Below are 12,224 nucleotides of genomic sequence, written 5' to 3' on the forward strand. Positions count from 1 at the left end.
ACCCTGGGTGGGCGCCGGCGCTCCGCCTGTGGAGGGCGCTTTATCCCCAAAGCCCCGGAGGACGGACGTGCGGCGCGCGGCATCGCCAAAGCGCCCTCCCGGAGGGAGGGTCGGGCGCGGTCCGGGGCTGGTCGCCCCGGACCTCGGCGGGTGATCGGCGGGTTGCGGAAGGCCGTTGGCCTCAATCGCAATGGCGCGTGGGGCGCGACTGACGCACTTCGAGCAGAATTGCCCGCCCGCACCACGGCAGGCGCATGCCAGGCACAAAAACGCCGCGGGCGGTCTCCCGCGCCGCGGCGTCGACTTGGACCCCGGGCGATCCGGGGCCGAAGACCGAACTTACTGGTTGCCGCCCTCGGCTGCGCCCCCTTCGGCCGCGCCACTCTCGGCGCCGCCAGCACCACCGCCCGCGCCGCCGGACATCTGCGCCGGCAGCTGGTTGTTGCGCTGCTTGTTCTGCATGAAGGTCGCGAAGGTGGTCTCCGCCACCTGCTGCCACAGGAAGTGCTCGGCCTGGAACGCCATCTGCGAATCGTAGATCGGCCCCCAGTCCGGGTTGCTCTCGCGCAGCTCGGCATAGAGATCCATCGCCGCGTCGTAGGTGGCGTTCAGCACGTCCTCGGGGAAGGCCCGGAGCTGCGCGCCGCTCGACACCAGGGAGCGCAGCGCGGTCGGGTTCTTGAAGTCGTACTCGGCCATCATCTCGGTGTTGGCGGCACGGCAGGCGGTCATCAGCAGGCTCTTGTAGCTGTCCGACAGCGCATTCCACGCCTCGGTGCCGACGAAGACGTTGAGGGTCAGGTTCCCCTCCCACCAGCCGGGATAATAGTAGTAGGGCGCCACCTGGTAGAAGCCGAGCTTCTCGTCGTCATAGGGCCCGATCCATTCGGCGGCGTCGATGGTGCCGCGCTCCAGCGAGGGGTAGATGTCGCCGCCGGCGATCTGCTGCGGCACCACGCCGACGCGCTCCATGATCTGGCCGGCGAGACCGGCGATCCGCATTTGCAGGCCCTCCATGTCGACCAGGCCGTTGATCTCCTTGCGGAACCAGCCGCCCATCTGGGTGCCGGTATTGCCCGCCGGCAGGTAGTGCAGGCCCTGCGCGTTGTAGAACTCGTTCAGCATGTCGAGCCCGCCGCCGTAATACAGCCAGGCGTTCATGCCGCGGTTGTTCAGGCCGTAGGGAATGGTCGCGCCGAGCGCCCAGGTCGGCGACTTGCCGACATAGTAATAGGCCGCGGTGTGGCACATCTCGACGGTGCCGTTCTGCACCGCGTCGGCGGCCTGCAGGCCGGACACGATCTCGCCACCGGCGAAGACCTGGATGTCGAAGGCGCCGTCGGTGGCCTCGCGGACATACTGGGCGACGTCCTGCGCGCCGCCAAAGATCGTGTCGAGCGATTGCGGGAAGGACGAGGTGCAGCGCCACTGCACCTTTTCGGCCGATTGGGCCAATGCCGGGGCGGCCAAGGCGGCGGTGCCGGCGCCGCCGAGCGCGGCGTTGCGAAGGAATTTGCGGCGGTCCATGAGAAACCTCCCAATGCGTGTGGAACCGGGTCGGGACCTAGCGCCCGGGCGCGGCAAGGCCAAGATGCTGCCGCCCGCAGACGCCCCGCCGCCCCGCCGCGGCGCCGGTCCGGACAGCAGAAAGCCCGCCCGGTTTCCCGGGCGGGCACCGCCCGCATGGGGTGCCGGGCGGACCGGACGGGGTCCCGGAGGGCCCCGCCGGATGGTGCGTCAGGCTAGTGAAGCGCGGAGACGAATTCGTCCACCTGTTCGAGCGACAGGTACTCGACCTCCTCGATGCCGTCCTCGCTGAACTGCCAGACCACCGCCGGGGCGGAGACGTCGCCGTACTGGTCGAAGCGGACATTGCCGGTCGCCCCTTGATAGAGCACCGAGCCGCCCCCGGCCAGAATTTCGCGCGCCTGCGCGAAGCCCGCGGCATCGGCGGTGACCGGCGTGCCCTCGGGGTCGGTGACGCGCGGCACGGCGGCGGCGATCTCGGCGCCGCTGGCATCCTCGCCGGCGGCCTGCATGGCCAGGAGCGCGATCATCGTCGCGTCGTAGCTGTTGGCGAGGCCCGGGCCGTTCGGCGCGCTGTCGAACTTCGCCTGGTAGGCGTCGACGAAAGCGGTGGCGCTGTCGGTGCGCGGGCTCGCCGTGTCGGTGCCCCAGGCGGTGCCGAGATATTGCATGCCGACATTGTCGCGGAATTCCTCGGATTTCAGCGAATTGGCGAGGATCATGTTCTGGGTGCCGCCGAGCGACAGCCATTCCCGCACCGCCGCGGTGCCCTCGTTCGGGTAAAGCCCGAGATAGAGCGCCTCGGGGTTGGATTGCCGGGCCTGGGCGACCTCGGCGCGGTAGGAGGGCTGGGCGTCGTTGATGGCGATCTGGTCGGTGACCTCGATGCCGAGCGCCTCGAGATCGGCGGCCACCGCCTTGGCCAGGTCCTGGCCCCAATCGTCGTTCTTGTAGAGGATGGCGACCGACTTGTAGCCCTGGTCCTGGGCCACCTTGGCGCCGACCGCGGCCTGCACCGCGGTGGTGGCGAAGGTGCGGAACCACAGCCCCTCGGTCTTGCCCTCGGCGGCCAGCGTGGTGAAGGCGTTGGAGGACGAGCAGCACGACATCTGCATGACGCCCGCCGGCACCGTCACCGAGGTCAGGATCGGCATCGAGACGCCCGAGGAAACGGCGCCGAGCAGCACCTTGACGCCCTCGAGATCGACCAGCGCCTTGGCGGCGTCGACGCCGACCTTGGGATCGACCTGGGTGTCGCGCAGGATCATCTCGACCTGGCAATCATGCACGCCGCCGGCCTCGTTGACCTGGTCCACGACCCATTGTGCGGTCTCGGCGATGGGGCGGCCCCAATCGACCGAAGTGGGCAGCACCGCGCCCACCGGCACGGTGCAGTCCTGCGCCGCGGCCCCGGTCGCCATCCCGGCGCCGAGCGCCAGCCCCAGCGCGCCCGCGCCGAGCCCGAAAAGCCTCTTCGTCATGTCGGTGAACTCCCTGTCTGTGCTTGGTTTGTTATCGTGATCCTGCGCGGTGCGCCGGAGGATTGCGAGACCACCAGGCGCTCGGGGAACAGGCCCTGCGGGCGCCAGAGCAGCATGCCGACGATCACCAGCCCGATCAGGATATACTGGATCGAGCCGGCATAGATCTGCGCCTCGACCGGGGCGAAGCGCGCCAGCGCCCAGCCGCTCGCCGTCCAGGCACCCCAGATCAGCACCGCGCCGAGGATGGCGCCGCGGTTGTTGCCGGCGCCGCCGACGATCAGCATGGCCCAGATCTGGAAGGTCAGGATGGGCAGCACGTCCTGCGGGCTGACGAAGGCGTAGAACGACCCGTAGAGCCCGCCCGCGAGCCCCATGATCACCGAGCCGGTGATGAAGGCGGTGAGCCGCACCCGCGCCGGCGACTTGCCGAGCGAGCGCGCCGCCTCCTCGTCCTCGCGGATGGCGCGCAGCAGCCGGCCGAAGGGCGAGCGCACCAGCCGTTCGAGGAACAGGTAGGTGGCGAGCAGCACCGCCAGCACCACGGCGAGGTAGAGCGCGTTGTAGAGCAGCCCCGCGCCCAGCACGTCCTGCAGCGGCCGCTCGAAGCCGCGCAGGCCCTTGGCGCCGCCTGAGAGCCATTCGGCGTTGCGCATGACGTTCTCGAAGGCCACGGCGACGCCGAAGGTGGCGATGGCGAGGTAGTCGTGCCGGAGCTTAAGGGTCAGCCGTCCGACCACCCAGGCCAGCGCCGCCGCCGCCGCCATGCCGCCGGCCAGCGCCAGGGGCCAGGGCAGGGCGAAGCCGCCCAGATGCCCGGCCTGCGGCGTGCCGCCGAGGATCAGCGTGCCGTAGGCCCCGGCGCCGAAGAAGGCCGCGACGCCGCCGTTGAAGAGCCCGGTATTGCCCCATTGCAGGTTCAGCCCGAGCACCGCGATGGCGAGGATCGAGGCCACGGTGGCGAAGAAGACCAGGTAGGAGACCAGACCGATCATGCCCGCGCCTCCCCGAAGAGGCCGTTGGGACGCAGGAACAGCACGGCGAGGATGATCAGGAAGGGCAGGGAGGGGCTGTAGCCCGAGGGCAGCACGACGAGCGCCAGGTTGGCCGCGAGGCCCACCAGGAAGCCGCCCGCCGCGGCGCCGTAGACCGATCCGATGCCGCCGGCGATGGTGGCGGCGAAGACCGGCATCAGAAGGTCGCGGCCGATCATCGGGGTGATCTGGTTGGTCAGCCCGTAGAACACCCCCGCGGCGGCGGCCAGCGCGCCGCCGATCAGCCACACCGCGACGATGATGCGGGCCAGGTTGATGCCCGCGACCTGCGCGAGGCTCGGATTCTCGGCCACCGCGCGGAGCGCGTAGCCGAAGGTGGTCCGCGCCAGCACCAGGTGCAGCAGCACCATCAGGACCAGCGCCGCGGCGAGCACGAAAAGCTGGTCCGGCCGCACCAGGATCAGCGGATCGGCCGACACCATCCAGGCGAACGGGATGTCGCGGCTGTAGAGCGTGGTGCCGAGCCCGAAGAGCAGCCCGATCAGGCTGCGCAGGATCAAAGCCACGCCGAAGGAGGCAAAGACCATCGACAGCGGGTCGCCGCGCTCGCGGATGCGCCGGAAGACCAGCCGGTCGATCAGCACGGCGCTGGCCCCGGTCACCGCCATGGCGCCGAGGATCGACAGCAGCAGCGCGCCGGTCAGCGACAGCGGCCCGAGCTTGGCCGCCAGCAGCGGCGCGAGGGTCGAGAACACCTTGTCGAAGACCAGCGCCGAATAGGCGCCGACCGACAGCAGCTCGGCATGCGAGAAATTGGCGAAGCGCAGCATGTGCATGACCATTGTCAGCCCGATCGCGCCGAGGGCGTAGATCGCGCCGACCAGGACGCCGTCGATCAGGTGCTGGATCATGCCTCCGCCCTCAATCGCTTGCCGCCGAGATAGATGTCGGCCACCACCCGGTCGCCCATGAGGTCGGCGGCGCGGCCCGCCACCTGGTTGCGGCCCTCGGCCAGGATGTAGCAGAAATCCGACAGCCGCAGCGCCTGCCGCACGTTCTGTTCCACCAGCAGGATGGTGACGCCGCGCGCGGTCAGGCCGCGCGCCATCTCCAAGACCTCCTCCGCGGCCTTCGGCGCCAGCCCCGCGGAGGGCTCGTCCATCAGCAGCAGCCGCGGATCGGTGGCCAGGGCGTTGGCCACGGCGAGGAACTGGCGCTGCCCGCCGGAGAGCGACCCGGCGCGGTCGCGCTGCTTGGCGGCGAGGGCGGGAAACTGCGCGAAGAGCGCCTCGCGCCGCGCCTCGGCGGCGTCCCCGGCGCGGCGCAGCGCCAGGTCGAGGTTCTCGCGGATGGTCAGCGAGCGGAAGATATTGTCGGTCTGCGGCACATAGGCGATGCCCTGCGCCGCCATCCGGTCGGGCCGGATGTTGGTGATCTCGCGGCCCTCGTGCCGGATCCGGCCCGAGGAGACCGGCACCAGCCCGGCCACCGCCTTGATCAGCGTCGACTTGCCGGCGCCGTTCGGCCCGATGATGGTGGTGACGCTGGCCGTCTCGACCGCGATCGAGACCTCGCGCAGGATCGGCAGGTCGGGGCGGTAGCCCGCGGTCACGGCCTCGGCGGTGAGCACCGGCTCAGGCATCGGCCATGGTCCCGAGATAGGCCTCGAGCAGGACCGGGTTGGCCTGCGCCTCGGCGGCGGAGCCCTCGAAGACCACGCGGCCCTCGGCCAGCGCGACGATCGGGTCGCAATGGCGCATGATGAAGTCCATGTCGTGCTCGATGATCACGAAGGTCTTGCCCTGGCGGTTCAGCTCCTCGATCTTCTCGATCAGGATGCCGGTCAGGGTCGGGTTGACGCCGGCCGCCGGCTCGTCGAGCAGGATCAGCTCGGGGTCGCCCATCAGCACCCGGGCCAGCTCCAGCAGCTTCATCTGCCCGCCCGAGATCTTGCCCGCCGGGTGATCGGCGAGCGGCCCCAGAGTCACGAAGTCCAGCACCTCGAGCGCGCGGTCGCGGATCGCGCGTTCCTGCGCGCGGACCCGGCCGGGGGCGAGGAACGGGCCGAAGACGCTTTCGCCGCGCTGCCCGAGCGGCGCCAGCATGACGTTTTCCAGCACTGTCATGCGCGCGAAGGGGCGGGGAATCTGGAACGACCGGCCGAGGCCGCGGCCGAAGAGCCGGTCGGGCGTGGCGCCGGTGACGTCGCGGCCGCGCAGCCTTATGCGGCCCGAGCTTGGCGCCAGCGTTCCGGTCAGCAGGTTGAACAGCGTCGACTTGCCGGCGCCGTTGGGCCCGATCAGCCCGGTGATCGTGCCGCGCCGGATGCGCAGCGACACGCCGTCGACGGCGCGCAGCTCGCCGAAGCTGCGGCTCAGCGCCTCGGTCTCGAGGATCGGCTCAGCCATCGACCGCCCCCAGGACCTGGTCGTCGGGGCGGGCGTTGAGGTTGTATTTCATGATCCGCCCGTGCCGGCTCGTGCGGTCGGCCTCGAGCCCGAAGACCGGCCCGTCCGGGCCCTGCGCGCGGGCGATCACCGCGCCGATCTCGTCGCGGTCGCGGTCGCTCAGCGCCACGTCGAAGACCTGCAGCGTCTGGGGCAGGTGGCGGGCATAGCGGGCGCCGACGATGGCGGCGGCGACCTGCGGCCCGTCCAGCACCCAGGCGGTGGCCACCGAGGAGAGCGACACGCCGTGCCGGTCGCCCACCGCCTTCAGCGCGGCCAGGAGCTCCTGGAAGAGCGGCCAGGGCCCGAACTCGTCGATGATCAGCCGGTACTTCACCAGGCTGCGGTTCTCGAAGGCGAAGCCCGGATCGGGGAGGCCCAGCCAGCGTTCGGTCAGGAAGCCGCCGGCCAGCGTGCCGTAGCACAGCAATTGCAGCCCGGCCTCGGCCGCCCAGGGCACCAGCGTCGCCTCGGCGCGGCGGTCGAGCACCGAATACTGCACCTGCGTCGAGACCAGGTCGATCCCGGCCTCGACGAAGGGCCGGGTCTGGGCCACGTCCCAGTTGGTGACGCCGAGGCTGGCGATCTTGCCCTTCTTTTGGCAGCGCTTCAGCACCTCGAGCGCGGCGAGCGGATCGCCCAGGCTCAGGTCCCACCAGTAGAATTGCACCAGATCCAGCCGCTCCACCTGCAGCCGCCTCAGCGAGCGGTCGACGATGGCCTCGACCTCGTCGGCGCGCAGATCCGGCAGCCGCCCGAGATCGGGCACCAGCTTGGTGTGGACCACCACCCGCTCCGCGGCGGCGGCCCCGCCGCTGCGGCGCAGGTCGGCGATGAACTCGCCGATCATCTCCTCCACGCCGGTATAGATGTCGGCGCAGTCGAAGGTGGTGATCCCGGCCTCGACGAAGGCGGCCATGTCGGCGATGGCGGCGCGCCGATCGACGCTGCCGTGGTCTCCGGCCAGTTGCCAGCCGCCGCGGATCACCCGCGAGATCTCGTGGCCCGGGCGCAGATGGGTGGTCTCGACGCTCATGCGCCCGTCTCCTTCCAGTAGGGGTCGGCGCGCCGCTCGGGCAGGCCGGTGGTCTCGGCATGGCCGAAGCGGCGCCGGCCCTCGCGGATCACCCGGAAGCGCCCGCCGCAATGCGGGTCGGGGCAGGCGATCTCGGCATCGGTCGACATCCAGTCGTTGGGATCGGTCATCCGCTGCTTGGCCGGCAGAAGCGGCAGCAGCGCCGCCAGCGCATAGGCCGAGACCCGGGTTCCGGCCTCGAAGACCAGCGTCTCGCCCTCCATGCGGAAGGCCTCGCCCTCGACATGACGGCAGACCGGGACGCGGCCGTCCAGCACCGTCTCGATGCGCAGATCGTAGAGCCAGAAGCCGTCATCGGATGGCGCGTCGGGCATCGGCTGCCTCCGCGATTGATCTGTGATATTTGATCTTGTGTCTGCGATATTTTAATTGTCAAGCTTTCTCTGCGCCCCTAGGATCGGCGCCATCCGGCACGGCGGGGGACGCTCAGATGAACCAGCCGCGGCTTGCCCGCATCGACCAGTCGAAGCTGCGCGAAACCGTCTACGACGCGCTGAAACAGGCCTTCACGCGCGGCGAGTTTGCCCCGGGCGACGTGCTCTCCCTGCGCGATCTGGCGGAACAGCTGGGCTGCTCGATGACCCCCGTGCGCGAGGCCGTGCGCCGCCTCGTGGCCGAGGGCGCGCTGATCGACACGCCCAGCCGCACGCTGATGGTGCCGCCCTTCGATGCCCGTCGCATGGGCGATCTGAAGGCCGCGCGGCTGGCGCTGGAGCCGCTGGTGCTCGACCAGGCCATGGCCCGGGTCGGCCCCGAGGACGTGGCCCGCCTGCGCGTCGTGCTGGCCCCCGCCCGGCCCGAGAACGGCCCGGATCTTGAACTCAACTACGCCTTCCATTTCGGCCTCTACCGGCTCAGCGGCTCGGACGTGCTGCTGCCGCTGATCGAGGCGCTGTGGATGCAGTACGGCGCCTATCTGAACCTGATCATACGCGAACAGGATGCGGTCAATCTCGAGGAACACCGCCACCACCACGAGATCCTCGCCGCCCTAGAGGCGGGCGACGCCGCCGCCGCCCGGGCGGCGCTGATCGCCGATATCGAGCGCAGCTTCCGCGTTCTCATGCCCCACGGCGAAAGGCCCTGAGATGACCGACATGACCCCGCTGGCGCCGCGGCCCGACCGCCTGCGCCTGACCGACAGGCTGGAGATCGCCCGCACGCTGGTCGGGCTCTGGCAGGTCGCCGACATGGAGAAGGACGGAACCACGCTCGATCCCGAGGCCGGGGCCGACGCGCTCGCCGCCTATGCCGCGGCCGGGTTCGACACATTCGACATGGCCGACCATTACGGCAGCGCCGAGATCATCGCCGGCCGTCTGCTGGCGCGCCATGACGGCGCGGCCGGGCGCCCGCTGGCCTTCACCAAATGGTGCCCGGCCCCCGGCCCGATGACCCCGGAGGTGGTGCGCGCCGGCGTGCAGGAGCGGCTCGACCGGCTGGGCGTGGCGCGCGTCGACCTGCTGCAATTCCACTGGTGGAGCTTCCAGCACCCGGCCTGGCTCGACGCCCTGCACGAACTGGCGGCGCTGCGCGCGGAGGGGCTGATCGGCGAGATCGGCGTGACCAATTTCGACGCCGACCACCTGCGGGTGGCGCTCGCCGACGGCGTGCCGTTGGTCTCCAATCAGGTCTCCTTCAGCCTCGTCGACCGCCGCGCCGCGGGACCCTTGGCCACGCTCTGCCGCGAAACCGGGGTGAAGCTTTTTGCCTATGGCACGCTCTGCGGCGGCTTCCTGTCGGAGCGCTGGCTGGGCCGCCCCGACCCGGAGACGATCGGCGACTGGTCGAAGATGAAGTACCGCCGCTTCATCGAAGCGGCCGGCGGCTGGGCGCCGTTCCAGGGCCTCCTGCGCGCCGCCCACGAGATCGGCCGGAAGCACGGCGTGTCGCTGTCGAACGTCGCCACGCGCTGGGTGCTGGAGCAGGACCACGTCGCCGCCACCATCATCGGCGCGCGGCTGGGCGAAAACGATCACCGCGACGACAATGCCAAGCTCTTCACCTTCGCGCTCGACGCCGAGGACCGCGCCCGGCTCGACACCGCCTTCGCGGCGACCACGCCTGTCCCCGGCGATTGCGGCGACGAATACCGCAAGCCGCCCTTCCTGACCGCCTCGGGGGATCTGTCGCACCACCTCGACACCCTGCCGCAGGCCTTCGCCGCCGAACCCGCCGCCCGGGCGGGGGCGGAGCGTGTGCTGTCGGGCTCGGACTGGGAGGACATCGCCGGCTATGCCCGGGCGCAGCGGATCGGCGACCGGGCCTGGGTCTCGGGCACCACCGCGACGCATGGCGCCGCGCGGGTGGTGGCGCCGGACGATGCCGGCGCCCAGGCGACCTACGTGCTCGACAAGATCCTCGCCGCGCTGTCCGCGCTCGGCGCCCGCGCCGAGGACGTGGTGCGCACCCGCATCTACCTGACCGACGCCGCCGATGCCGAGGCGGTGTCGCGCGCCCATGGCCGCGTCTTCGGGGAGATCAAGCCGGCCAACACGCTCGTCGTGGTGGCCGGGCTGATCGGCGGCTACCGGGTGGAGATCGATGCCGAGGCGGTGATGCGGTGATACTTCAACCCTGAAGTTTCAATCTTGAAGCATTTGCGGCGGGCGCGTATCATCGCCCGCGTCGCCGCGGGGCGGAGGGTGATCCGATGAGCCAGGCCTATGATCCGTCCGAGGACGGCGCGCAGATGTCCTTCGCGCGCGACATGTCCTACGGCGATTACCTGCGCACCGACGCGATCCTCACCGCGCAGCACCCGATCTCCGACGCCCATGACGAGATGCTGTTCATCATCCAGCACCAGACCAGCGAGCTCTGGATGAAGCTGGCGCTGCACGAACTTGGCGCGGCGCGGACCGCGCTCGGGCGGGGGGCCTTTCAGCCGGCCTTCAAGGTGCTGGCGCGGGTGACGCGGATCTTCGACCAGCTGAACTCGGCCTGGGACGTGCTGCGCACCATGACGCCGTCGGATTACACGACCTTCCGCGAAAGCCTCGGGCGGTCCTCGGGCTTCCAGTCGCACCAGTACCGGCTGATCGAATACACGCTCGGCAACCGCAACACCGCGATGCTGAAGGTGCACGAGCACCGCGCCGACCTGCTGGCGCTGCTGGAGGCGGAACTGGCGCGGCCCTCGCTCTACCACGTCACGCTCGACGCGCTGGAGGCGGGCACCGGCAGCCGTTTCGCGCCCGAGAGCCGCCGGCTGCGCGCGCCGCATGTCCACGACGCCGAGATCGAGGCCGCCTGGCACCGCGTCTACACCGACACCGAACGCTACTGGAACCTCTACGAGCTGGCCGAGAAGCTGGTCGATCTGGAGGATTACTTCCGCCGCTGGCGCTTCAACCACGTCACCACGGTGGAGCGGGTGATCGGCTTCAAGCGCGGCACCGGCGGCACCAGCGGCGTGCAATACCTGCGCAAGATGCTCGAGGTCGAGCTCTTTCCCGAACTCTGGAGCGTCCGCGGAGGACTCTGACATGACCGTAACCCGCAAGCACCTCTTCGACCTGCCCGAAGGGGTGATCTACCTCGACGGCAACTCGCTGGGCCCGCTGCCGAAATCGGTGGCGCCGCGCACCGCCGAGATGCTGCGCGCGGAATGGGGCGGGATGCTGATCCGCGGCTGGAACGAGGCCGACTGGATGGGCCAGCCGGCCCGTATCGGCGACCGCATCGGCCGCCTGATCGGCGCGCCGGAAGGCTCGGTGGTGATCGGCGACACGCTGTCGATCAAGGTCTACCAGGCGCTCGCCGCGGCGCTGGCCTTGCGGCCCGACCGCCGCGTGGTGATCTCCGACAGCGGCAATTTCCCGACCGATCTCTACATGGCGCAGGGCCTGCTCGACACGCTGGGGCAGGGCCACGAACTGCGCGTGGTGGCGCCCGAGGAGGTGGCGGGTGCGCTTGGCGCGGAGGTCGCCGCGGTGATGCTGACCGAGGTCGATTACCGCACCGGCCGGCGCCACGACATGGCGGCGCTCACCGCCGCGGCGCAGGAGGCCGGCGCCGTGATGATCTGGGATCTGGCGCATTCCGCGGGCGCGATCCCCGTCGACCTCGCCGGGTCGGGCTGCGAATTCGCGGTCGGCTGCACCTACAAGTACCTTAATGGCGGGCCCGGCGCCCCGGCCTTCATCTATGTCCGCCCCGACCTCGCCGCCGAGGCGCGGCCGGCGCTGCAGGGCTGGATGGGGCATAGCGCGCCCTTCGCCTTCGACCTCGACTACCGCCCGGCCGCCGGCATCGAGCGGATGCGCGTCGGCACCCCGCCGGTGATCCAGATGACCGCGCTGGAAGAGGCGCTGACAGTCTGGGACGGGGTGGCGATGGCGGATGTCCGGGCCGCCGCGGTGGCGCTGATGGAGCTTTTCATCGCCGAGGTCGAGGCGCGCTGCCCGGCGCTCAAACTGGCCAGCCCGCGCGACCCCGAGGCCCGCGGCAGCCAGGTCTCGTTCCGCTTCGAGGAGGGCTACGCCGCGATGCAGGCGCTGATCGCCCGGGGCGTGATCGGCGATTTCCGCGCCCCGGACATCATGCGCTTCGGCTTCACGCCGCTCTATCTCGACGAAGCCGACGTGCGGGCGGCGGTCGACGTGCTCGAGGACGTGCTGGCCCGGGAGACCTGGCGCGACGAACGCTACCGCCGCCGCGCCCGCGTCACCTGAGC

The 12,224-nt window shown here is 70.5% G+C and carries 12 protein-coding genes; 4 read left to right on the forward strand and 8 right to left on the reverse strand.

Features of this window, described 5'->3' with window-relative positions; translation table 11 throughout:
* Nucleotides 1-339 precede the first annotated feature (339 nt).
* From ACXYMW_RS07270 to ACXYMW_RS07305, 8 genes are all read right to left on the reverse strand, one after another.
* Nucleotides 340-1,527: a TRAP transporter substrate-binding protein gene (locus ACXYMW_RS07270; protein WP_459034642.1), complete on the reverse strand. Its 1,188-nt coding sequence runs from the start codon at nucleotides 1,525-1,527 to the stop codon at nucleotides 340-342.
* A gap of 215 nt (nucleotides 1,528-1,742) precedes the next feature.
* Entirely contained in the window at nucleotides 1,743-3,008 is a 1,266-nt protein-coding gene (locus ACXYMW_RS07275; RefSeq protein WP_459034643.1) for an ABC transporter substrate-binding protein, read from the reverse strand.
* The gene (locus ACXYMW_RS07280; protein ID WP_459034644.1) at nucleotides 3,005-4,003 is read right to left on the reverse strand and encodes a branched-chain amino acid ABC transporter permease; all 999 of its coding nucleotides are present in this window, start codon (nucleotides 4,001-4,003) and stop codon (nucleotides 3,005-3,007) included. Before ACXYMW_RS07280 ends, ACXYMW_RS07275 begins: the two co-directional genes overlap by 4 nt.
* The gene (locus tag ACXYMW_RS07285) at nucleotides 4,000-4,914 is read right to left on the reverse strand and encodes a branched-chain amino acid ABC transporter permease (protein WP_459034645.1); all 915 of its coding nucleotides are present in this window, start codon (nucleotides 4,912-4,914) and stop codon (nucleotides 4,000-4,002) included. Before ACXYMW_RS07285 ends, ACXYMW_RS07280 begins: the two co-directional genes overlap by 4 nt.
* Complete coding sequence (locus tag ACXYMW_RS07290; protein ID WP_459034646.1) at nucleotides 4,911-5,645, reverse strand: ABC transporter ATP-binding protein; 735 nt, start codon at nucleotides 5,643-5,645, stop codon at nucleotides 4,911-4,913. Before ACXYMW_RS07290 ends, ACXYMW_RS07285 begins: the two co-directional genes overlap by 4 nt.
* Nucleotides 5,638-6,411: an ABC transporter ATP-binding protein gene (locus ACXYMW_RS07295; protein ID WP_459034647.1), complete on the reverse strand. Its 774-nt coding sequence runs from the start codon at nucleotides 6,409-6,411 to the stop codon at nucleotides 5,638-5,640. Before ACXYMW_RS07295 ends, ACXYMW_RS07290 begins: the two co-directional genes overlap by 8 nt.
* Nucleotides 6,404-7,486: an aldo/keto reductase gene (locus tag ACXYMW_RS07300; protein ID WP_459034648.1), complete on the reverse strand. Its 1,083-nt coding sequence runs from the start codon at nucleotides 7,484-7,486 to the stop codon at nucleotides 6,404-6,406. Before ACXYMW_RS07300 ends, ACXYMW_RS07295 begins: the two co-directional genes overlap by 8 nt.
* Nucleotides 7,483-7,860, reverse strand: coding sequence for a TIGR04076 family protein (locus tag ACXYMW_RS07305; protein ID WP_459034649.1), 378 nt, complete (start codon nucleotides 7,858-7,860; stop codon nucleotides 7,483-7,485). Before ACXYMW_RS07305 ends, ACXYMW_RS07300 begins: the two co-directional genes overlap by 4 nt.
* Nucleotides 7,861-7,976: 116 nt before the next feature.
* Here ACXYMW_RS07305 and ACXYMW_RS07310 point away from each other — a divergent pair, with 116 nt between their 5' ends.
* The 4 genes from ACXYMW_RS07310 to kynU all read left to right on the forward strand — a co-directional run bounded on the left by ACXYMW_RS07310 (nucleotide 7,977) and on the right by kynU (nucleotide 12,222).
* Nucleotides 7,977-8,633, forward strand: a complete 657-nt coding sequence (locus tag ACXYMW_RS07310) for a GntR family transcriptional regulator (protein ID WP_459034650.1) — start codon at nucleotides 7,977-7,979, stop codon at nucleotides 8,631-8,633.
* A gap of 1 nt (nucleotide 8,634) precedes the next feature.
* Nucleotides 8,635-10,113, forward strand: coding sequence for an aldo/keto reductase (locus ACXYMW_RS07315; RefSeq protein ID WP_459034651.1), 1,479 nt, complete (start codon nucleotides 8,635-8,637; stop codon nucleotides 10,111-10,113).
* 86 nt (nucleotides 10,114-10,199) lie between these two features.
* Nucleotides 10,200-11,033 carry a tryptophan 2,3-dioxygenase gene (locus ACXYMW_RS07320; RefSeq protein ID WP_459034652.1) on the forward strand — a complete coding sequence of 278 codons (834 nt, stop codon included), beginning with the start codon at nucleotides 10,200-10,202 and terminating at the stop codon, nucleotides 11,031-11,033.
* A gap of 1 nt (nucleotide 11,034) precedes the next feature.
* Nucleotides 11,035-12,222 (forward strand): kynureninase, encoded by a 1,188-nt coding sequence (kynU, locus tag ACXYMW_RS07325; RefSeq protein WP_459034653.1) that lies wholly within the window; start codon nucleotides 11,035-11,037, stop codon nucleotides 12,220-12,222.
* Nucleotides 12,223-12,224 lie beyond the last annotated feature (2 nt).

The sequence above is a fragment of the Roseivivax sp. CAU 1761 genome, assembly GCF_054482755.1.

What these genes read in the sequence shown, in the direction of transcription:
- ACXYMW_RS07280 (WP_459034644.1), bottom strand. Translation starts at nt 4,003, where the DNA reads ATGATCGGTCTGGTCTCCTACCTGGTCTTCTTCGCCACCGTGGCCTCG.
- kynU (WP_459034653.1), top strand. Translation starts at nt 11,035, where the DNA reads ATGACCGTAACCCGCAAGCACCTCTTCGACCTGCCCGAAGGGGTGATC.
- ACXYMW_RS07285 (WP_459034645.1), bottom strand. Translation starts at nt 4,914, where the DNA reads ATGATCCAGCACCTGATCGACGGCGTCCTGGTCGGCGCGATCTACGCC.
- ACXYMW_RS07275 (WP_459034643.1), bottom strand. Translation starts at nt 3,008, where the DNA reads ATGACGAAGAGGCTTTTCGGGCTCGGCGCGGGCGCGCTGGGGCTGGCG.
- ACXYMW_RS07310 (WP_459034650.1), top strand. Translation starts at nt 7,977, where the DNA reads ATGAACCAGCCGCGGCTTGCCCGCATCGACCAGTCGAAGCTGCGCGAA.
- ACXYMW_RS07300 (WP_459034648.1), bottom strand. Translation starts at nt 7,486, where the DNA reads ATGAGCGTCGAGACCACCCATCTGCGCCCGGGCCACGAGATCTCGCGG.
- ACXYMW_RS07270 (WP_459034642.1), bottom strand. Translation starts at nt 1,527, where the DNA reads ATGGACCGCCGCAAATTCCTTCGCAACGCCGCGCTCGGCGGCGCCGGC.
- ACXYMW_RS07305 (WP_459034649.1), bottom strand. Translation starts at nt 7,860, where the DNA reads ATGCCCGACGCGCCATCCGATGACGGCTTCTGGCTCTACGATCTGCGC.
- ACXYMW_RS07290 (WP_459034646.1), bottom strand. Translation starts at nt 5,645, where the DNA reads ATGCCTGAGCCGGTGCTCACCGCCGAGGCCGTGACCGCGGGCTACCGC.
- ACXYMW_RS07320 (WP_459034652.1), top strand. Translation starts at nt 10,200, where the DNA reads ATGAGCCAGGCCTATGATCCGTCCGAGGACGGCGCGCAGATGTCCTTC.
- ACXYMW_RS07295 (WP_459034647.1), bottom strand. Translation starts at nt 6,411, where the DNA reads ATGGCTGAGCCGATCCTCGAGACCGAGGCGCTGAGCCGCAGCTTCGGC.
- ACXYMW_RS07315 (WP_459034651.1), top strand. Translation starts at nt 8,635, where the DNA reads ATGACCGACATGACCCCGCTGGCGCCGCGGCCCGACCGCCTGCGCCTG.